The following is a 19,321-nucleotide window of genomic DNA, read 5'->3' as shown; positions in this document are numbered from 1 at the left end:
GTACTAGGTACTTTTGCCGTCACGATTCGGTCACGGGTCCGAAGTATCAGGTACTCCGTGCGCGAGTCCGTCGCTCGGAGCAACGGCCGCCCGTCCGGGGCGCCGGAGACGAGCCCGAGCGCTGCCGTCCGGAGCCGGAGCCGCGCCGCTCATGAGGCGATCTTGGTACTCATCGGCGAAGGTAGGGCGGTGCTCGACGACGCGCCCGACCAGCGGGGCTCGACGGTGACGCTCCGGACGGTGCTGGGACCGGGGCGGAACGAGGGTAGGGCAGAAGGGGAAGAGGAACAGCATGGAGTGCAGTGCGCCGACCGGCGTGTCGTCCCTCCGGGGCAGGGCGTGGAAGACCGACGCCGAGCCCGGGACCACCGTCGACGGCTCCGGAGCCGTCCGCGAGCAGGGGCGGTGATCCGGTGAGGGCGTCGTCACGCGCGGCGCGGTGGGCCGCCGGCCTCACGACCGCGGTCGTCCCGCTGGCGGTGGCGGGGTGCTCGTTCCAGAGCTCCGAGGAGAGGGCTGCGGAGCAGGTGGTCACGACCTTCTTCGACCGCCTCGTCGACGGCGACGCCACGGGCGCGGGCGAGCTGCTGAGCGATCCGTCGGTGGTCAGCCCGGTCGCGCTCGACGACGCGGTCTACGCCGAGGCGGTGCGCCCCGTCGAGGCCCGTGTCACCTCCGTGACCGGGTCGGGCCCGGAGTCCTCGGTGGACGTCGAGTACCGGCTCGACGGCGAGGAGGAGACGCGCACCCTCGTGGTCAGCACGGAGACCGTCGGAGGGGAGCCGAGGGTCGCGCTCTGGTCCGACCACGGGCTCCCGGTCGTCCATCCGGGCGTCCCGGTGGAGATCGTGGTCGAGGGGTCGGGCGCGTTCGACCTCGCGACGTCGGGGCCCCTGCGGCTGCTTCCCGGGATCTACGACCTCGAGCTCGCCGGGCCGCAGGACCTCACGACGATCGATCCCGACGGCGGCGACAGCGAGCCGTTCACGGTGGAGTTCCCCGTGGACCCGGACGAGATCCAGCCTCCTCCGGGAGCGGAGCTGCGTTCGAACATGCTGCACGTCGACCCGGTGCTCCGCGCCGAGGTGGCCACCGAGGCCGAGGCGCGCATCGACGAGCTGCTCGCCTCGTGCACCGCCGCCGGGCTCACGGGCGACGCCTGCCCGCAGAGCGTCGCGGACGGGATCTTCCGCGGGTACGCAGGGGTGGACGTGGCGTCCGCCGTCTGGGCCCAGGCGGAGCCGCTCTCCCTCGTGGCCGGGGAGGAGGTGCGCGCGTCCGCCCCGTACACGGTGAGTGCTCGATGGCCGCAGGGCCCGCTGGAGGTCACCGTGAGGGTCGAGGGCACCGTGCTGCGTGACCCGTCCGGCGCCGTCGTCGTCGATCTCGACTGAGGCGTCCCGGCCCGCCGGGACGAGTCGGTCGAACGACCGCCAGGGGCTTTGCCCGACCGGCGCGTGGACCGTGGTCAGTCGCGGTCGTTCGGCATGAGGGCCCACAGGACCAGGTACGCGATGACCTGGGGGCCCGGGAGCAGGACCGAGACCGCGGCGACGATGCGGACGACGGTCGGGTCCCAGCCGAACCGGCGGGCGATCCCGGCGCACACGCCGGCGATCATCCGGCCGTGGCGCGGGCGGGACAGCGTCGGGCGGTACGCGGCGGTGGAGGCGTCTGAGGTGCTCATGCCTTGACGGTACGAGCGTCCCGGGCGCCCCGGTATCCGGAGGCCCCCCGACCCGACCCTGATCCTCGGGGCGGCGACCCCGAGGGTCGGGGCTCAGCGGGCGAGGGCGGCCTGGAACGCCGCGAGCGCCCGCGGCGTCGCGAGGGCGAACGTCACGGCCGAGACGCCCGGCCCGGGGCGCGACCCGTCCCGGTCCTGGGCCGCCGTCGGACCGGCGGGCTCGTCGAAGAGGTCGGGTGCGGACCAGCCGCGGACGGCGTCCACCGCCACGCGGGCGACCTCCTCGACGTCCCAGCCGTACGCGCCCGCGCTGATCGCGGGGAAGGCGACGGTCGTGGCGCCGAGGTCGTCCGCGACGTCGAGCGAGCGGGCGAAGCAGGACGCGAGGAGCGCGGGGTCCGTCTCGCCGCGGTAGCGGTTCGGCCCGACGGTGTGCACGACCCAGCGGGCGGGGAGGTCGTAGGCGTCGGTGGCGACGGCGTCGCCCACGGGCAGGCCGTCGGGGAGGGTCGTGCGCCGGAGCCGTCGGCACTCCTCCAGGAGCCGCGGCCCGGCCGCGGCGTGGATCGCGCCGTCCACCCCGCCGCCGCCCAGCAGGGACGAGTTCGCGGCGTTGACGATCGCGTCGACGTCGAGCGTCGTGATGTCGGCGAGGCGCGCGTCGAGGTCCATCGCTCCATGGTGCCCGGGGAGGGGGTTGCTCGCCGTCGACCACGGGGTCCGTGGCGTCCTGGCCGCCTTGCCGACGGCGACCTCGTGCTCGGCGACCCTGGTCAGTCGCGCGAGACCACGACGCTCGAGCTGTGACCGCCGAACCCGAACGCGTCGACGAGCGCGTGCCGGGCCGACGTCGCGGCCGCCTCCCGCACGACGTCGAGGTCGATCGCGGGGTCGAGCGTGTCGACGTTGAGCGTGGGCGGCACGCGGCCGTCGCGCAGGGCGAGGAGCGCGACGAGGACGCCCAGCGCGCCCGACGCGCCGAGGAGGTGGCCCGTCGCGCCCTTCGTGCTCGTGACGGGCGGCGGCATCCCGAGGGCGGCGCGCAGCGCGTCCGCCTCGTTGACGTCCCCGACGGGGGTCGCCGTCGCGTGCGCGTGGACGAGCCCGACGTCCTCGGGGGAGAGGCCCGCCGAGCGCAGCGCCATCATGATGGTGCGGGCCTGGTTCTCGGGGTCCCCGCCGACGATGTCGTACGCGTCCGACGTCAGGGCCGCACCCGAGACGACGCCGTGCACGACCGCCCCGCGGGCCCGGGCGTGCTCCTCGCGCTCGAGCACGAGGAGCGTCGAGCCCTCGCCCATGACGAACCCGTCCCGGTCCACGTCGAACGGCCGGGACGCGCGCTCCGGCTCGTCGTTGCGGGTCGACATCGCGCGGGCCGCGGCGAAGGCCGCGAGCGAGAACGGCTGGACGCCCGCCTCGACGCCCCCGCACACGACGACGTCCGCCGAGCCGGCGAGGATCATCTCGCGGCCCATCGTGATCGCCTCCGAGCCCGCCGCGCACGCGCTGATCGGGGCGCGCGCGCCGGCCTTGGCGCCGAGGTCGATCGACAGCCACGCGGCCGGGCCGTTGGCCATGAGCATCGTCACGGTGTGCGGGGACACGCGCCGGTGGCCCTGCTCGTGCAGGACGCGCGACTGGTCGAGCGTCGTCGCGATCCCGCCGTTCGCGGAGCCGACGACGACGGCGAGACGCGTCGGGTCGACGTCGGGCGACCCGGCGGACGCCCACGCCTCCCGGCCCGCGACGAGCGTGAGCTGCTCGGCCCGGTCCGTGCGGCGCCGCTCCCGGACGGAGAGCGCCTCGGCGAAGGCGTCGTCGACGCGCGCGGCGATGCGCACGGGCAGCTCGGCCGCCCAGTCGTCGTCGATCGCCCGCACCCCCGGCTCCCCGCGCAGCAGCGCCTCCCACGTGTCGGGGGCGGTGCGCCCGACCGGGGTCACCGCCCCGTACCCGCTGACGACGACTCGTGTCATGGTGTGCCCCTTGCAGCCGAGCCGCCGAGAACGGCGACGGGTGTGGTCGATGGGTCTTATTCCAAGTCATCGCGACGGCCTTTGTCGCCCTCGCAGGTGTGACGGTGCGCACGCCGACATCCCGGCAGGAGCGGCGGACGGCTGCCGCGAGCGCCCTCGGGCGGCGTACGGTCGGCACAGCGGCCGCCGTCGGGGAGGCCGCGGGACGAGGGCGGGGGAGCAGCGGTGCACCGTGCGGGGACGCGAGGGCCTGCTGCCCGACGGCGCGCGCACCGCGCCGTGGTGGCGGTCGCCGTGGGCGTCGTCGTGCTCGGGACCGGGTCGTGCGCCGCCCCCTCGTCCCCGGCGCCCGCGGCTTCTGCCCGGGCGGAGACGCCCGCCCTGCCGCCCACGGACGGCGTGCTCGACTACCAGCTCGGCGGCGCGTACGACGAGGTCGACGCGGGGGACGGGCCCGTGCGGCCGGACGTCGTCGTGCGGGACGCGACCGCCGCACCGCTGCCGGGCGCGTACTCCGTCTGCTACGTCAACGGCTTCCAGACCCAGCCGGGAGAGACCGGCCGGTGGCTCGAGGGCCACGAGGACCTGCTCCTGCACGACGCCGACGGGACGCTCGTCGTCGACCCCGACTGGCCGGACGAGCACGTCCTCGACCCCTCCACGCCCGAGCAGCGCGACGGCATCCTCGCGATCCTCGGGCCCGTCGTCACGGGCTGCGCCGACGCCGGCTTCGACGCCGTCGAGCTCGACAACCTCGACACCTGGACGCGGTTCGACGCCGTCGACGAAGACGGCGCCCACGCCCTCGCCCGCGCGTACGTCGACCTCGCGCACGACGCCGGGCTCGCCGTCGCGCAGAAGAACGCGGCGGAGATCGCGTCCGTCGCGCACGACGACCTCGGCTTCGACCTCGCCGTCACCGAGGAGTGCGCGGTCTTCGACGAGTGCGCTGCGTACACCGACGTCTACGGCGACCACGTGCTCCAGGTCGAGTACCCCGACGCGCTCGCCGGCGCAGGCCTGACCTTCGACGACGTCTGCGCCCGCGACGACCGCGCCGCGCTCACCGTCCTGCGCGACCGCGACCTCGTCGGCCCGGACGAGCCGGGCTACGCCTACGACGTCTGCTGACGGCGCGGCGGAGCGTCCGGTCGCCACGAGCATGACCGTGGGTTCCCGCCCCGCGCGTCACCAGCCGTCAGGTGTGAGGAGCTTGCGGATGCGCTTCTCGCTCACCGGGCCGTCGGTGCCGAGCTGCTGCGCGAACAGCGACACGCGCAGCTCCTCGATCAGCCACCGCACCTCGGCCAGGTCGGCGGCGCGGACCGGGTCGGCCGGGCCCTGCGCGTACGCGGCACGGGCGCGCTGGTAGGCGTCCTCGACGTCGTGCACGCGCCACGCGAGCTCGGCGTCGCGGTTCGGGTTCGACTGCGCCTTCTCCAGCCGGTAGGACGCCGCCCGCAGGTAGCGCGTCAGGTGCGGCAGGCGTCGGGGCGGGGTCTGCGAGACGAAGCCGTCGTGGATCAGGCCCGCGGCCTGGTCGCGCAGGTCGGTGAGCGTGTTGAGCAGCGCGAGGCTGTTCGACGCGCGGATCTCCGCGTCGAGGTTCCGCGACGCGGTGAGCGCGGCGACCACGTGCCCGACCACCTGGTGCACGTGCTCCTCCAGGTGCGCGCGGACGAACGTGCGCGCGGCCGCGTAGGCCTCGGCGTCTCTGATCGTCGCCGCGTCCGGCTGGCCGCTGCCGCCGCTCGTCAGCGCGATCACCGCGGCGAGCTGCAGGTCCGCGACGAGCGCGTCCGTGTTCCGGTACGGGCTGGCCGCCAACGTGAGCGACTGCGTGCCGTTCCAGCGGCTCGTGATGCGCCCGGTCTGGAGCGCCGTCTCGGTCAGCAGCAGACGCCGCACACCCCGCGCGTGCTCTCGCGCCTGCGCGGTCGCGTCGGCCAGCACGCGCAGCGCGACGACCGGCTTCCCCTTCGCGTCCTGCTCCTCGACGACCGCCGGGTACCCGCGCACCACGACCCCACCCCCGAGGTCGGTCGACACCGTCGCGGGCAGCCGCCCGTCGGCGAGGTCGTCGGGCCACGTCGTCAGGTCGGTGCGCTCGCTCACCAGGCTCGTGGTCGAGTCCGGGGGCGGTGCGCCGTCGGTGCTCGGGCCGGCCGCGCCGTCACCTGGTGCGGTCGGCCGTCCGTGGCCGCGCGCGGCCTCGACGCCCGGCGCACCCGACGGCGCGCCGCCCGCTCGTCCTGCACCTCGCCCGGGTGAGCCGGACGCGGAGGCGGGGGAGGGGGCGTCGGATGCGAAGGGCGTGGCGGGCCTGGCGGGAGCGCCGTGAGGAACGAGCGGCGCGGATGGTAGCCCGAGCACCGACGCCCCCTCCGCCGCCGGACCCGACCCCGCGCCGACGGAACCCGACGCCGCCTCGCGCAGAGCAGCACCCACCGCGCCCTTGACCGCCGCCCGTACCGCCGCCTGGTTCTGTGCCGCGAGACGGCGCTGGAGCGCGAGAAGGTCCTTCGACTCGTCGAGCACGACGGAGCCGCCGCGCCCGCGGGTGTCCTCGACGCGGAACGTCATGCGCAGGTGCGCGGGCAGGCGCGCCTCCTGCTCGGGGCCCCACGCGTCGTCGGGGATGACGACGTCGCGCAGCGCCCGGACGGCGCGCGTGAACGCGACGTGGAACGGCTCGGCCATGTCGCCCGCGCGGGCCATGTCCTCCCAGGCGGGCGTGTGCTCGCGGAGCCAGGCGACGACGTCGCGCGCGACGTCCGGTGCCGGCACGAGCTGGACGCGGACCGGCTTGGGCAGCGAGCGGATCGTCGCCGTGGCGAGCTCGTCGAGCAGGCCCGGCACCATCCAGTCGAACCCGTCGGGGACGACGCGGTTGAGCACGGAGATCGGGACGTGCACGGTCACGCCGTCGGCCTCGGTCCCGGGCTGGAACTGGTACGTGAGCGGGAGCGTCAGCTCGCCCTGCGGCCAGGTCTCGGGGAACTGCGACGTGTCGACCTGCTCGGCGTCGGGCACGAGCTGTTCGAGCGTGAAGGTGAGGAGGTCGGGGTCGCGGCGCTGCGCCGTCTTCCACCAGCGGTCGAAGTGCGCGGCGGACACGACGTCGTCGGGCACGCGCTCGTCGTAGAAGTCGAACAGCACGTCGTCGTCGACGACGAGCCCGCGCTGGCGCGAGCGCGCCTCGAGCTCCTCCGCCTCGGCGAGGAGCTTGCGGTTGTCGTGGAAGAACCGGTGGTGCGTCGTCCACTCGCCCTGCACGAGCGCGTGCCGCACGAACATCTCGCGCGCGGCCTCGGGGTCGACCTTGGCGTAGAGGACCTTGCGGTCCGCGACGATCGGCACGCCGTACAGCAGCACCTTCTCGGTCGCGATCGCCGCGCCGCGCTTGGTCGACCAGTGCGGCTCGGAGTACGTGCGCCGCGCGAGGTCGCCCGCGAGGTCCTCGGCCCACTCGGGCTGGATCCGGGCGACGTCGCGCGCCCACAGCCGCGACGTCTCGACGAGCTCGCCCGCCATGATCCACGCCGGCGGCTTCTTGCTCAGCGGCGAGCCGGGGAAGATCGCGAACCGCGCGCCGCGCGCGCCGGTGTACTCGTTGCGGGCCTGCTTCTGCGCGCGCCGCAGCGCCTTGGCGCGGGCCTCGCCCTTGAGGTGCGCGACCGACGACGCCTTCACCTCGCCCGTGTCCTGCATCCCGATCTGCGACAGCAGGCCGGACAGGAGCGCCTTGTGGATCGTGTCGCCGTCCCAGGCGCGCTTGTAGGTCTGGTTTTCGGGGGTTGCGTCCGCGGTGGGGGCGGCGTCGGTGCTCGGAGCTGCCGCGCCGTCGCCCTGGTCGTCCGGCCGGGAGTTCACGAGCGCGGCTTGACGCTCTCTCGCATCCGACGCCGCCCCCACCGCTCGTCCTGCACGTCGCCCGGACGTCGGTGCCGCGTCCCCCGCGACGCCCGACCCGTGACGCGCGCGGGGGCGGTACGACATGTCGATGCCGAGGGGCTTGGACATCTCGCGGAGCTGGGCGACGACGTCCTGCCACTCGCGGATGCGCAGGAAGTTGAGGTACTCGGCCTTGCACAGGCGGCGGAATGCCGACGACGAGAGCTCGTGCTGCTGCTCGCGGACGTACTCCCAGACGTTGAGGTAGGTGAGGAAGTCGGAGTGCGGGTCGGTGAAGCGCGCGTGCGCCTGGTCGGCCTGCGCGCGGACCTCGGCGGGGCGCTCGCGCGGGTCCTGGATCGACATGACGGCGGCGATGATCGCGACCTCGCGCGCGACGCCCAGCCTCGAGCCCTCCCAGATCATGCGGGCGAGGCGCGGGTCCATGGGGAGCTGCGCGAGGACGCGCCCGACCTCGGTGAGGCGCGTGACGCCGTCGGACGTGGCGAGGGCGCCGAGCTCGGTGAGGAGCTGGACGCCGTCGCGCACGGCGCGCGTGTCCGGGGGCTCGACGAACGGGAAGCGCGCGACCTCGTCGGGGGTCTCGACGACGCCGACGGAGATCATCTGGAGCAGCACGGACGCGAGGGAGGTGCGCAGGATCTCCGGCTCGGTGAACTCGGGCCGGGAGAGGAAGTCGTCCTCGGAGTAGAGGCGCACCGCGATGCCGTCGGCGACGCGGCCGGAGCGGCCGGAGCGCTGGTTCGCGCTCGCCTGCGAGACGGGCTCGATGGGCAGGCGCTGGACCTTCGTCGCCTTGGAGTAGCGCGAGATGCGGGCCGTGCCGGGGTCGACGACGTAGTGGATGCCCGGCACGGTGAGCGACGTCTCGGCGACGTTCGTCGCGAGCACGATGCGCCGCGAGGAGTGCGCCTGGAACACGCGGTGCTGCTCGGCCGACGACAGCCGCGCGTACAGCGGCAGGATCTCGACGCGCTGCGGGTGCTTCGGGTCGGTGACGCGGTCCTTGAGGTGGCCGGTGAGCGCGTCGGCGGCGTCGTGGATCTCGCGCTCGCCGGAGAGGAACACGAGGATGTCGCCCGGTCCCTCGCGCATGAGCTCGTCGCACGCGTCGACGATGCCGGTCACGAGGTCCTTCTCCTCGGCGCCCGCGCGGCCCTTCGCCTTCGTGCCGCTGCCGGTGGAGGCGCCGGGGTCGACGTCGGGGGACAGCGGCCGGTACCGGATCTCGACCGGGTAGGTGCGGCCGGACACCTCGACGACGGGCGCGGCGTCGGGCAGGGCGTCGACCACGTAGTCCGGCGCGCCGCCGAGCTGGGCGAGGTGCGCGGGGGAGAAGTGCTGCGCGAAGCGCTCGGAGTCGATCGTCGCCGACGTGATGATCAGCTTGAGGTCGGGGCGGCGCGGCAGGAGCCGCGCGAGGTAGCCGAGCAGGAAGTCGATGTTGAGGGACCGCTCGTGCGCCTCGTCGACGATGATCGTGTCGTACGCGAGAAGCTCCGGGTCGCGCTGGATCTGCGCGAGCAGGATGCCGTCCGTCATGACCTTGACGAGCGTGTCCTCGCTGGAGGTGTCGGTGAACCGCACCTGGTACCCGACGACGCCGCCCAGCTCCGTGCCGAGCTCCTCCGCGATGCGCTCGGCGACCGTGCGCGCGGCGATGCGGCGGGGCTGCGTGTGCCCGACCTGACCCGAGCGGCCTCGGCCGAGCTCGAGCGCGATCTTGGGGAGCTGCGTCGTCTTCCCGGAGCCCGTCTCGCCCGCCACGATGACGACCTGGTGGTCGCGGATCGCGGCGGCGATGTCCGCGCGTCGGGCGCTGACGGGGAGCTGCTCGGGGTACGTGATGGGCGGGACCGTCACGTTCTCGCGCGCCTGCGCGGCCCGGTCGAGCTGCGCGCGGCTCACCTGCCGCGGGCCCGACGTCGTCCGCTCGCCCCGACCGCGACGCGTCGGCTCCCTGGTCGTCGAGGTGCCCGACGCCGTCCGCTCGCCCCGCCCGCGCCCGCGGCGGTTCCCGCGGCGTCGGCGACCCTCGCGCGGGGTGCCCTCGGCGGCGCCGTCCGGCTGGGGAGGGCGCGCGTCAGGCTGGTTCGCTGCGGGCTCGGTACTCACGACGGTCCATTCTCTCAACCTCTCGCAACTTCATTGCTCTCGAGGAGGGGCCGACCCTGGCCGATCGTGCTGTCATTTTGCTAGCGTCATGCGTGGGAGGTGGTCCAGGTGGCGACGCTGACGATCCGAGGGCTCGACGACGACGTGCGCGAACGGCTGCGGGCGCGGGCGGCGGAGCACGGGCGGTCCATGGAGGCGGAGGTGCGCGAGATCCTCACGTCCGCGGTGACAGCCCCCAGCGGGCTGGAACGGGGGCTGGGCACCTTCATCCACAGGTCGTTCGCCGACGCCGGTCTGGCGGTCGAGCTCGACCTCCCCGCGCGCTCGGAGCACGGCCGGGTCGTCGACCTCTCCGACGAACCGGGCACGCCGGACCGGGAGACCGCGGACACGTGATCGTCCTCGACACGAACGTGGTGTCCGAGGTGATCCGCCCGGTGCCCGAGGCGCGCGTGCTCCGCTGGCTCGACGCGCAGGCTCCGCAGGCGCTGTCGATCACGGCGGTCACCGTCGGCGAGATCGTCCACGGGGTGGCGCGGCTCCCCGAAGGGCGGCGCCGTGACCGCCTCGCCGCGCTCGTCGAGGAGCACGTCACCACGACCTTCGCGGGCCGGGTGCTCCCGTACGACGCCGACGCCGCGCGCGTCGGGGGCACCCTCCTGGCGCTCCGCGAGCGAGCGGGCCGGCCGATGAGCCTGGCCGACGCGCAGATCGCTGCGATCTGCCGCGTGCACGACGCGACGCTCGCGACGCGCAACGTCCGTGACTTCGCCGCTACCGGAGTGGACGTCGTCGACCCGTGGGACCCACGCACGACCTGACTGACGCGGGAGCCCCCGACCGTCGCCGAGCATGGGCTCGGCGACCGATTCCCTCGAAGGAAGGCCGCCAGCCCCATGCTCGGCGACCGGGTCGGGTCACGGCGGGGTCGCGCGGGCGTAGCGGGTCGCCAGGGTGCGCACGTGGTCGACGAGGGCCGGCGGCTCTGTCACGTGGAAGTCGAGGCCCAGCATCCCGACCCACACCGCGACGACCTCGACGCTGTCGCCGCCGGTGACGAGGACGCAGCGGTCGTCGGCGAGCGGTTCGACCGTGCCGACCGTCGGGTTGATGCGCCGCAGCACCTCGTCGGCGGGCGCGTCGACGACGATCCGGGCGTGCACGGCCCAGCCGGCGCGCGCGACCTCGCGCACGACGAACTCGGTCAGGTCGCCGGGGAAGTCCACCGGCGCGAACCGCCGCCCGCCCGGCACGCGCAGCACGAGCCAGTCGACGCGGTAGGGAGCCCACGCGCCCGTCGCCGGGTCGCGGGCCACGAGGAACCAGCGGCGCTGCCACGCGACGAGGCGGTAGGGCTCCAGCTCGAGCGGCTCGTCGCGGTAGAAGCAGCGCAGGCCCTGGTGGTCGCGCACGGCGTCGGCCAGGGCGGTGAGCGTGTCCGGATCGACGACCGGGTCCTCGACGTTCGAGTCCGTGTTCGCGGGGCCGGCGGCGCTCGCGGACCGGAGGGCGGCGAGACGACGGCGCAGGCGGTCCGGCATGACCTGCTCCAGCTTCGCGAGCGCGGACGCCCCGGACTCCTCGAAGCCCGCCGTGCCGGTCGCGGCCCGCAGCCCGACGGCGACCGCGACGGCCTCGGCGTCGTCGAGCAGGAGCGGGGGCAGCCGCGCCCCGGCGCCGAGCCGGTACCGGCCGCCCGGGCCGCGCACCGCGTCGACGGGGTAGCCGAGCTCGCGCAGGCGGGCGACGTCGTTGCGGACCGTGCGGTCGCTGACGTCGAGGCGCTCGGCGAGCTCGGCGCCCGACCAGTCGGGGCGCGACTGGAGCAGGCCGAGCAGCGCGAGCATGCGGGCCGAGGTGGAGGCCACGGGTCCCTCCTGGGGTCGACGGACGACGCGGGAGAACTCCTCAGAGCACAGCCAGAATAACGGAAGGAAGCGTTCCTAAACCCTTCCTAGAGTCGGGAGCAGAGCAGGGCACGAGGCCCCGCCCGACCGAGGAGACCACCATGACCGCGTCGCACCGCTCCCCGTCCCTCGAGCACCGCCCGTTCTCCGTCGCCGTCCCGCAGGCCGACCTCGACGACCTCCGGTCGCGCCTCGAACGGACCCGGTTCGCGCCCGCCGCCCCCGGCGACTCCTGGGACTACGGGACGCCCGAGTCCTACCTGCGCGACATGGTCGGGCGCTGGACGGCGTTCGACTGGAGGGCGGTCGAGGACCGGGTCGACGCGTACCCGGGCTTCCGCGCCGAGATCGACGGCCAGCCGATCCACTACCTCCACGTGCGCTCCCGGCACGACGACGCGACGCCCCTGCTGCTCGCACACACCTACCCGGGCTCGTTCCTCGACTTCCTCGACATGATCGACCCGCTCGTCGACCCTGTCGCCCACGGCGGCCGGCCCGAGGACGCGTTCCACCTCGTCATCCCCTCCATGCCGGGCTTCGGGTTCTCGACGCCCGTCGTCGGGGACACGGACTGGACGATGGCCCGCGTCGCCCGCACCTACGACGTCCTCATGCGCGACCTCGGGTACGACTCCTACGGGATCCACGGCAGCGACGGCGGCGCGATGGTCGGCCGCGAGCTCGCGGTCCTCGACCCCGAGGGTTTCCTCGGCGCCCACGTGCTCCAGCTCTTCTCCTTCCCGTCGGGCGCTCCCGGCGAGATGGACGGCTTCGGCGAGAAGGAGCTCGCCGCGCTCGGGCACCTCCAGTGGTTCCAGTCCGTGGGTGCCTACAACACGATGAACGCGTCGCGGCCGCAGACGATGGCCGCGGGGCTCGCCGACTCGCCCGTCGCCGTCCTCGCCTACCACGAGCTGTTCGAGAGCTTCGGCAACGGGACGAGCCTCGTGAGCGCCGACCAGGTGCTCGCCCAGGCGACGCTCTACTGGCTGACCAACTCCTACGCGACCGCCGCGCGCTACCACTACGCGGAGCAGCGCTCGGGCGCCGAGCCGGTCGTGAGCCGGGGTCGGATCGGCGTGGCCGTCTTCGCCGACGACTTCCAGACGATCCGCGCGTTCGCCGAGCGCGACAACGCCCGGATCGAGCACTGGTCCGAGCACCCGCGCGGTGGTCACTACGCGGCGCTCGAGGTCCCGCTCGACGTCGTCGCCGACCTCCGGGTCTTCTTCGCCTGACGCCCGCGACCGTCGAGAACGGGGTACCGCGCGCTCGACCACGACGTCGCCGTCGTCATCGGCCGGATGACGACGGCGACGTCGTGCTCGGCGCAGAATGGGGCGGTGTTCTCCCGACCCGCGACCCGCCTCGACCTCGTCCCGCGCCGCGTCCGCGTGCACGCCGTCCGGGAGACGTCCGGCGCGCTGCGCCGCCTCACCTTCCGCGACGCCGCCCCGGGCGAGGCCTCGCTCGCGACGCTGCGCGTGCCCGGTCCCGACGACCACGTCAAGGTGTTCCTCCCGGACCCGGCCACCGGCGTCCTGCACGCCCCGACGCTCACCGACGACGGCGCCCTCCAGCGCCCGGCAGGCGTCGTGTCGATCTCGCGCGAGCTGACCGTCCGGGCGACGCGGACCGTCGACGGGGTTCCCGAGGTCGACGTCGACTGGGTGCTCCACGGCGGCACCGACCCGGGTGCGCCGCCCACCGGCGAGGGTGGCCCGGCGTCGGCGTGGGCCGCACGGGCGGCGGTGGGCGACGAGGTCGTGCTCGCCGGCCCGACGACGAGCCGCGCCGTGCCGGACGGCGTCCGGCGGCTCCTGCTCGTCGGGGACGAGACGGGCCTGTCGGCGCTCGCGCGCTGGGTGGAGGCGGTCGGGGCCGAGGTGCCCGTGACCGCGATCGTGGAGATCGGCGACGACGTCGACGAGGCGTTCGTCGAGGACGAGCTCGGGCGCGCGACGACCGAGCTCCTCTACCGCACCGACGGGCCGGGACAGCTCGCCGAGGCCGTCCGCGCGCTCGGCCCGCTCGACGCCGACGAGTACGTGTTCGCCGCGGGCGAGGCGACCGACCTCGTCGCGGTCCGCCGTGCGCTGCGCGGCTCCGGCGCGCGGCCCGACCAGCTCGCCGTCCACGGCTACTGGCGCCGCGGCGTCGTCAACCTCGACCCCGAGGCTCCTTTGGACCCGACCGACCCGGACTGACGCCTCGCCCGGGTCAGCTGCCGTGCAGGACGTCGACGGCGAGCCCGCGCCCGGCGACGGCGAGCCGCGAGTCGTTCGTCCACAGGGCGGAGCACCCGTGGACCTGCGCGGCGGCGAGGTGCAGCGCGTCGGGCGTCCGGAGCGACGAGGAGGCGCGCAGGCGTGCCGCCCGCTCGAAGGCCGCCGTATCGAGGGAAAGCTCGACGAACAGGTCGAGCGCGCCCCGGTACCGGTCCTCGAGCTCCGGGTCCCCGGACCGCAGCGGTCCCACGAGGCACTCGAGCCGGACGAGCGGGCTGATCGCGAACTCCTCGTGCCCGTGCCGGGCCAGCAGCTCACGCACGTGCGGACCACGCTCGGCGTCCTCGACCAGGTAGATGACGAGGCACGTGTCGAGGTAGATCACTCCCAGCCCTCGCGCGCGGCCTCGATGTCGGCGTCGATCTGGCTCCCAGAGCGGGCAGTACGTCGCGACGGCGGGTGGTCGTCGAGCCACTCGACGATCGCCGCCCCGGTCCCGTGCGCGAGGTCGGCCCGGACCGGCACGAGCCGCACGAGCGGGACACCACGGCGCGCGATGACCACGTCCTCGCCGGCCGCGGCACGGCTGACGAGCTGGGAGAGGTTGTTCTTGGCCTCGAGCACGTTGACCTGCATCGCCGCTCCTCGGGTCGGTCGTCCTGGCCAGGATACCTGGCCAGTGTGCTCCGCGGAAGGCCCGCGAGGGTCGTAAGGTCCCTCCCGCGGCCGTCTGCGGGCGGCGTAACGGGCTGCAAGCAGACCGACGGCGCGCCACAGTGGGCCCATGACCCGACTCCTCGTGCTCGGCGGTTCCGACTTCGTGGGGCGCGCCGTCGTCGACGACGCCCTCGCCCGCGGCTGGGACGTCACCGTCCTCAACCGGGGCACCACGCCCGTGCCCGACGGCGTCCGGCAGCTCGTGGGCGACCGCACCCGGCCCGACGGCCTGGACGCGCTGCGCGTGGACGACGTCCCGCAGAAGTGGGACGTCGTCGTCGACACGTGGTCCTGGGCGCCCGCGGCGGCACGCGACGCCGCCCGGCTCCTCGCCGGCCGGGTGCCGGGCGACGACCGGTACGTCTACGTGTCGTCGCGCTCGGTGTACCCGTTCCCGCGACCGCGCGGAGCCGACGAGACGTCGGAGCTCGTCGACGGCGACCCGGACGGCACGACCTCCGACGACTACGCCCGCGCCAAGCGCGGCGCGGAGATCGCCGTGACCGACGCGCTCGGCGACCGGGCGATCCTCCTGCGCGCGGGCCTCATCCTCGGGCCGCGGGAGAACGTCGGCCGCCTGCCGTGGTGGCTGCGGCGCGTCGCGCGCGGCGGCCCGGTGCTCGCCCCCGGGCCCGCCGACCTGCCGCTGCAGTACGTCGACGCGCGCGACCTCGCCGCGTTCGCGCTCGACGTGGCGCTCGCGGGCGCGTCCGGGCCGGTCGACGTCGTCAGCGCGCCCGGGCACACGACCATGGGCGAGCTGCTCGCCGCGTGCGTCGAGGCGACCGCCGACGACGCGGCAGCAGCGGGCGACCCGCCCGCCCAGCTCGTGTGGGTCGAGCCGGAGGCCGTCCTCGCGGCCGGGATCGAGCCGTGGACCCAGCTCCCGGTCTGGCTGCCGCCGGGCGAGCTGCACGACGCGCTCCACGGCTCCGACACGTCGCGCGCGGCGGCGCTCGGCCTGCGCACGCGCGACGTGCGCGAGACGGTGCGCGACACGTGGGCATGGCTCCGCGCCCTCGACGCCACGGGAGGGACGACGCCGCAGCGCGCGGACCGCCCCGCCGTCGGGCTCCCGCCGGACCTCGAGGCCGCCGCGCTGCGCGCCGCCGGCCGCGGCTGACCCGCCGACGCGCTGACCCGCGGCCCGCCGACCAGCCGCCGTCGAGCACGACCCTGCCCTCCGTCGAACACGACGTCGCTGTCGTTCTCGCCCCGATGGCGACAGCAACATCGTGTTCGACCGGGCGGTCGGGCCGCGCAGGCGATCGGTGGGGGTCAGTGCTCCGCGAGGAGCTCGCGGACGCGGGGGATGACCTGGGTGCCGTAGAGCTCGATGCTGCGCAGCATCGTCGAGTGGGGGAGCGTGCCGGTCGAGTACTTGAGGTCGAACCGGCCCGCGCCGAGGAGGCGGACGGTGCGGGCGATCTTGCGGGCCACGGTCTCGGGCGAGCCGACGTAGAGCGAGCCGTCGCGCACGTCGTGGGCGAACCGCCCGCGGTGGTACGCGGGCCAGCCACGCTCGCGCCCGATCCGGTTGTTCATCGCCGCGAAGTGCTCGTAGACCTCCTCCTGGGCCTGCTCGTCGGTCTCGGCGACGTGGCCGGGCGAGTGCACGCCGATCGGCAGCACCGGGGTGCCGAGCTCCTCGACCGCGCGGTGGTAGAGGTCCACGTAAGGGCGGAACCGCTCGGGCTCGCCGCCGATGATCGCGAGCATGAGACCCAGGCCGTGCCGCGCGGTCCGCACGACCGACTCGGGCGAGCCGCCGACCCCGACCCACGTGCGCAGGCGCCCGCTCTCGGTCTTGGGCCACACCTCCTGGTCGGCGAGCCCGGCGCGCGTCGTGCCCGACCACGTGACCGGGCCCTCGTCGAGCAGGTGGACGAACAGGTCGAGCTTCTCCTCGAACAGCACCTCGTAGTCGGCGAGGTCGTAGCCGAACAGCGGGAACGACTCGATGAACGACCCGCGCCCCAGGATGACCTCCGCGCGCCCGCCGGACAGCGCGTCCAGCGTGGAGAACCGCTCGAAGACGCGCACCGGGTCGTCGGAGCTGAGCACGGTCACCGCGGAGCCGAGGCGGATGCGCGACGTCCGCGTCGCGATCCCGGCGAGCACCACCTCGGGCGCGCTGATGGCGAAGTCCGCGCGGTGGTGCTCCCCGACGCCGAAGAAGTCGACGCCGACCTGGTCCGCGAGCTCCGCCTCCTCGACGACGTCGCGGATCGTGCGCGCCCCGCTGAGGAGCACGCCGTCCGGCCCGGCGGTCACGTCGCCGAAGGTGTCGAGCCCGAGCTCGACCGTCGCGGGATCCGGTGCGGCCGTCGCGCTCTCGGTGGGGATCGGGGAGGTCGTCTCGTCGGTCATGATCTGCTCCTGCGGTCGGGCGACCGTCGGGGGACCGGTGCTCTCACCGGTGGCGCGGTCGTGCGCGTCTCAACCGTGCCCGGTCCGCGGATCTTCCGCGACCCGTCCGCGGGCCACTCCGGCAGGGACGACGACGGCCGCCGCCCCGGGTGGGACGACGGCCGTCGGTGCCGCGCGGGCGGGCCGGCGGGGACGTCAGTACGTCGCGACGTCGCCGTTCGCGACGAGCGCCGCGATGGCGACGATGTAGATGACGAAGCCGATGGCGCCGAGCACGGTGAAGATGATGCTGAGGATGAGACCCCACTTGGCGAGCTGGTTGTCGAAGCCCGCCTCCTTGCTCTTCTTGCGCGCGATCGCGCTGACGACGATGCCGGCGACCGCGAAGACGAACGCGAGGACGAAGCCGACGATGCCGAGGGTCTTGCCCGGGTCCTCGATCGGGGCCGAGTAGCCGGCGTGGGCCTGCGGGGCGGCGGGGTACTGCTGGGCCATGGTTCTTCTGCTTTCTGGTGGGGCCGACGTGGTCGAGTCCGGACGGGGCGCGGACGGGGTGCCGGCCGCGCGACTGCGGGGCTCATTGTGGGGCATGACGGCTGTGCGTGAACAGGGGGAGTTCTCCCCGGGTGCCGTGAACACCGGGCATACCGGACAGGCCGGACGGATCAACCCGCCGTCGGGTCGCTCGGGGCGTAGAGACGCAGCGCTCCGCGCCGCATGGTGAGACGGACGGTGACCGGCCCGGCGGGGGCGACGTCGTCGAGCGAGAGCGTCTCGCCGTCGTGCGCGAGCACCACGGGCGGCGACCCGGGGCGCCCGTGCTCGGCGTCGGGGGAGCGGTCCGTCGTGACGGCCTCGCCGTCGGGCCCGACGACCGCGCCGCGCGCGGGGAAGCGGAGCTCCAGGGCCGGGACGGACGTCGCGTCGACCACGAGGTGCCCCCGCACCCCGGGCACGCGCCGCGCGACGCGCGTCCCCGCGTCGCCCGCCGCGACCTCGAGGAACGTGCGCAGCCTGCTCGCGCGCCGCTCGGCCCGGGCCGTGCGGACGTCGAGCACGCCGTCGTCGAGGCGGTGCCGCTCGACCGGCGCGAGGCTCTGCGGGTAGTAGCGGTTGACGCCCGCGAACAGCGACCAGTACTCGCCCTCGTGGCCGTCCACCTCCATGCGCACCCGGTGCGCGCGCCGCAGCACGCGCGCCGCCGCGAGGACGGCCGCCGGCCACTTGCCGAGCCGGTGCTCGTGCTTCTCGCGCTCGGTGACGAGCTCCGGGTAGACGCCGGCCGAGAAGGTGTTGAGCACGGTGCGGGGCGGTCCGTCGACCCCGTCGACCTCGAGGTCCGCGACGTCGATCGTCACGCCCGAGCCCGTCCGCACCGCCTCGATCGTCGCGCGCATCGACGTGAGGTCGGCCGCGCGCGCGAAGTGGTTGAGGGTGCCGCCGGGGAGCACGGCGAGCGGGAGGTCGTGCGCGCGCGCCGCCGCGGCCGCGGTCGACACCGTGCCGTCACCACCGCTGATGCCGAGCGCGCGGGCGCCCCGCGCGACGGCGTCGTCGTACAGACGGCGCAGGTCGTCGCCCTCGGCGAGCACGTGGACGTCGGCGCGGGGGAGCCCGTCGCGGACCGCCACGAGCGGGTCCTCCTTGAGCAGCCGGCCCGAGCCCGCGGCCGGGTTGACGACGACGAAGAGGCCCGCGCCGTCGTCGAGCGCGGGGACGTCCGCGGGTGGCCCCGCCGGGACGTCGGGGCGCTGCTCGGCGCGGCCGGGGACGAGCACCCGACCCGCGAGCGCGACCCCGACGCCCAGCGCCGCGCCCGCGGCGACGTCCGAGAACCAGTGCGAGCCCGTGTGCAGGCGCGAGTACAGGACGGCCCCGGCGAGCGGCGTGAGCGCCAGCCCGACCGTCGGCCACTCGATCGCGACGCCCGTGACGAACGCGGCGGCCGACGCCGAGTGGCCCGACGGGAACGAGGGCGACGTCGGCGGGTCCGCCACGCGCCGCCACAGGGGAAGGCCGTCGAGCGACGGGCGCACGCCCCCGAACACGGTCTTGCCGACGACGTTCGCGAGGACGCTCGACACGAGCAGCGAGCCGTAGCCGCGCAGGGCGGCGTCGCGCCCGCGCCGCCCGGTGGCGGCGATCCCGACCGCGGCCCCGGCCCACAGCACGCTGTGGTCGGCCCACGTCGAGAGCCGGGAGAGCGCGGTGTCGGCCGCGGCCCCCAGCGCGCGGCGGTTCGTCCAGCGGTTCACCGCGCGGTCGAGGCGGGCGACGCCGGGGAGCGCCTCGTGCGGCTTGACGATCCCGGTGACACGAGGCATCTCGCCATCGTAGGAAGGGCGGTCGAGGACCGCGCGGCGACGCCGCCCCGGGACCCCGCGCGGGCCGGCTGGTCGG

The 19,321-nt window shown here is 75.0% G+C and carries 17 protein-coding genes; 7 read left to right on the top strand and 10 right to left on the bottom strand.

The annotated features are described in order from the left end of the window. The first annotated feature begins 413 nt into the window (after nt 1-413). Complete coding sequence (locus B9L22_RS08455; RefSeq protein ID WP_086149993.1) at nt 414-1,394, top strand: hypothetical protein; 981 nt, start codon at nt 414-416, stop codon at nt 1,392-1,394. A 74-nt stretch (nt 1,395-1,468) separates the two neighbouring features. On the opposite strand, the gene B9L22_RS08450 is transcribed toward B9L22_RS08455, so the two are convergent. The 3 genes from B9L22_RS08450 to B9L22_RS08440 form a co-directional block, all read right to left on the bottom strand. Beyond that, nucleotides 1,469-1,687 carry a PspC domain-containing protein gene (locus B9L22_RS08450; RefSeq protein ID WP_086149992.1) on the bottom strand — a complete coding sequence of 73 codons (219 nt, stop codon included), beginning with the start codon at nt 1,685-1,687 and terminating at the stop codon, nt 1,469-1,471. 93 nt (nt 1,688-1,780) lie between these two features. Further along, the gene (locus B9L22_RS08445; protein ID WP_086149991.1) at nt 1,781-2,359 is read right to left on the bottom strand and encodes an O-acetyl-ADP-ribose deacetylase; all 579 of its coding nucleotides are present in this window, start codon (nt 2,357-2,359) and stop codon (nt 1,781-1,783) included. 101 nt (nt 2,360-2,460) lie between these two features. Beyond that, nucleotides 2,461-3,666, bottom strand: coding sequence for a beta-ketoacyl synthase (locus B9L22_RS08440; protein WP_086149990.1), 1,206 nt, complete (start codon nt 3,664-3,666; stop codon nt 2,461-2,463). A gap of 282 nt (nt 3,667-3,948) precedes the next feature. Here B9L22_RS08440 and B9L22_RS08435 point away from each other — a divergent pair, with 282 nt between their 5' ends. Further along, nucleotides 3,949-4,797 carry an endo alpha-1,4 polygalactosaminidase gene (locus B9L22_RS08435; RefSeq protein ID WP_198947254.1) on the top strand — a complete coding sequence of 283 codons (849 nt, stop codon included), beginning with the start codon at nt 3,949-3,951 and terminating at the stop codon, nt 4,795-4,797. 57 nt (nt 4,798-4,854) lie between these two features. On the opposite strand, the gene hrpA is transcribed toward B9L22_RS08435, so the two are convergent. Next, nucleotides 4,855-9,696 carry an ATP-dependent RNA helicase HrpA gene (gene hrpA, locus B9L22_RS08430; protein WP_086149988.1) on the bottom strand — a complete coding sequence of 1,614 codons (4,842 nt, stop codon included), beginning with the start codon at nt 9,694-9,696 and terminating at the stop codon, nt 4,855-4,857. Nucleotides 9,697-9,804: 108 nt separating this feature from the next. Between hrpA and B9L22_RS08425 the strand changes: the two genes are divergently transcribed. Together B9L22_RS08425 and B9L22_RS08420 are read left to right on the top strand one after the other, a co-directional pair. Next, nucleotides 9,805-10,092 (top strand): Arc family DNA-binding protein, encoded by a 288-nt coding sequence (locus tag B9L22_RS08425; protein WP_085388609.1) that lies wholly within the window; start codon nt 9,805-9,807, stop codon nt 10,090-10,092. Further along, on the top strand, nt 10,089-10,517 hold the full coding sequence (locus B9L22_RS08420; RefSeq protein WP_086149987.1) for a type II toxin-antitoxin system VapC family toxin: 429 nt from the start codon (nt 10,089-10,091) through the stop codon (nt 10,515-10,517). The genes B9L22_RS08425 and B9L22_RS08420 overlap by 4 nt, the downstream gene beginning before the upstream one ends. 96 nt (nt 10,518-10,613) lie before the next feature. Here the strand turns inward: B9L22_RS08420 and B9L22_RS08415 are convergent, their stop codons facing one another. Then, nucleotides 10,614-11,564, bottom strand: a complete 951-nt coding sequence (locus B9L22_RS08415; protein WP_086149986.1) for a YafY family protein — start codon at nt 11,562-11,564, stop codon at nt 10,614-10,616. A 140-nt stretch (nt 11,565-11,704) separates the two neighbouring features. Between B9L22_RS08415 and B9L22_RS08410 the strand changes: the two genes are divergently transcribed. Together B9L22_RS08410 and B9L22_RS08405 are read left to right on the top strand one after the other, a co-directional pair. Further along, nucleotides 11,705-12,844, top strand: a complete 1,140-nt coding sequence (locus tag B9L22_RS08410; RefSeq protein WP_086149985.1) for an epoxide hydrolase family protein — start codon at nt 11,705-11,707, stop codon at nt 12,842-12,844. A gap of 105 nt (nt 12,845-12,949) precedes the next feature. Then, nucleotides 12,950-13,813: a siderophore-interacting protein gene (locus B9L22_RS08405; protein ID WP_158097177.1), complete on the top strand. Its 864-nt coding sequence runs from the start codon at nt 12,950-12,952 to the stop codon at nt 13,811-13,813. Between the two features lie 13 nt (nt 13,814-13,826). Here the strand turns inward: B9L22_RS08405 and B9L22_RS08400 are convergent, their stop codons facing one another. Next, the gene (locus tag B9L22_RS08400; RefSeq protein ID WP_158097176.1) at nt 13,827-14,219 is read right to left on the bottom strand and encodes a PIN domain-containing protein; all 393 of its coding nucleotides are present in this window, start codon (nt 14,217-14,219) and stop codon (nt 13,827-13,829) included. Continuing rightward, the gene (locus tag B9L22_RS08395) at nt 14,216-14,470 is read right to left on the bottom strand and encodes a type II toxin-antitoxin system Phd/YefM family antitoxin (protein WP_086149983.1); all 255 of its coding nucleotides are present in this window, start codon (nt 14,468-14,470) and stop codon (nt 14,216-14,218) included. Before B9L22_RS08395 ends, B9L22_RS08400 begins: the two co-directional genes overlap by 4 nt. Before the next feature lie 148 nt (nt 14,471-14,618). On the opposite strand from B9L22_RS08395, the gene B9L22_RS08390 reads away from it, so the two are divergent. Further along, on the top strand, nt 14,619-15,674 hold the full coding sequence (locus B9L22_RS08390) for an NAD-dependent epimerase/dehydratase family protein (RefSeq protein WP_086149982.1): 1,056 nt from the start codon (nt 14,619-14,621) through the stop codon (nt 15,672-15,674). Nucleotides 15,675-15,829: 155 nt separating this feature from the next. Here B9L22_RS08390 and B9L22_RS08385 read toward each other — a convergent pair whose 3' ends face one another. The 3 genes from B9L22_RS08385 to B9L22_RS08375 all read right to left on the bottom strand — a co-directional run bounded on the left by B9L22_RS08385 (nt 15,830) and on the right by B9L22_RS08375 (nt 19,245). Continuing rightward, nucleotides 15,830-16,921, bottom strand: a complete 1,092-nt coding sequence (locus B9L22_RS08385) for an LLM class flavin-dependent oxidoreductase (RefSeq protein WP_021483059.1) — start codon at nt 16,919-16,921, stop codon at nt 15,830-15,832. A 195-nt stretch (nt 16,922-17,116) separates the two neighbouring features. After that, nucleotides 17,117-17,416: a hypothetical protein gene (locus tag B9L22_RS08380; RefSeq protein WP_021483060.1), complete on the bottom strand. Its 300-nt coding sequence runs from the start codon at nt 17,414-17,416 to the stop codon at nt 17,117-17,119. 170 nt (nt 17,417-17,586) lie between these two features. Continuing rightward, complete coding sequence (locus B9L22_RS08375; protein ID WP_086149981.1) at nt 17,587-19,245, bottom strand: bifunctional phosphatase PAP2/diacylglycerol kinase family protein; 1,659 nt, start codon at nt 19,243-19,245, stop codon at nt 17,587-17,589. Between the last annotated feature and the right edge of the window lie 76 nt (nt 19,246-19,321).

Source organism: Cellulosimicrobium sp. KWT-B (genome assembly GCF_002127155.1).
GTDB lineage: Bacteria > Actinomycetota > Actinomycetes > Actinomycetales > Cellulomonadaceae > Cellulosimicrobium > Cellulosimicrobium funkei.
This window is presented reverse-complemented; position numbering and strand designations above follow the sequence as displayed.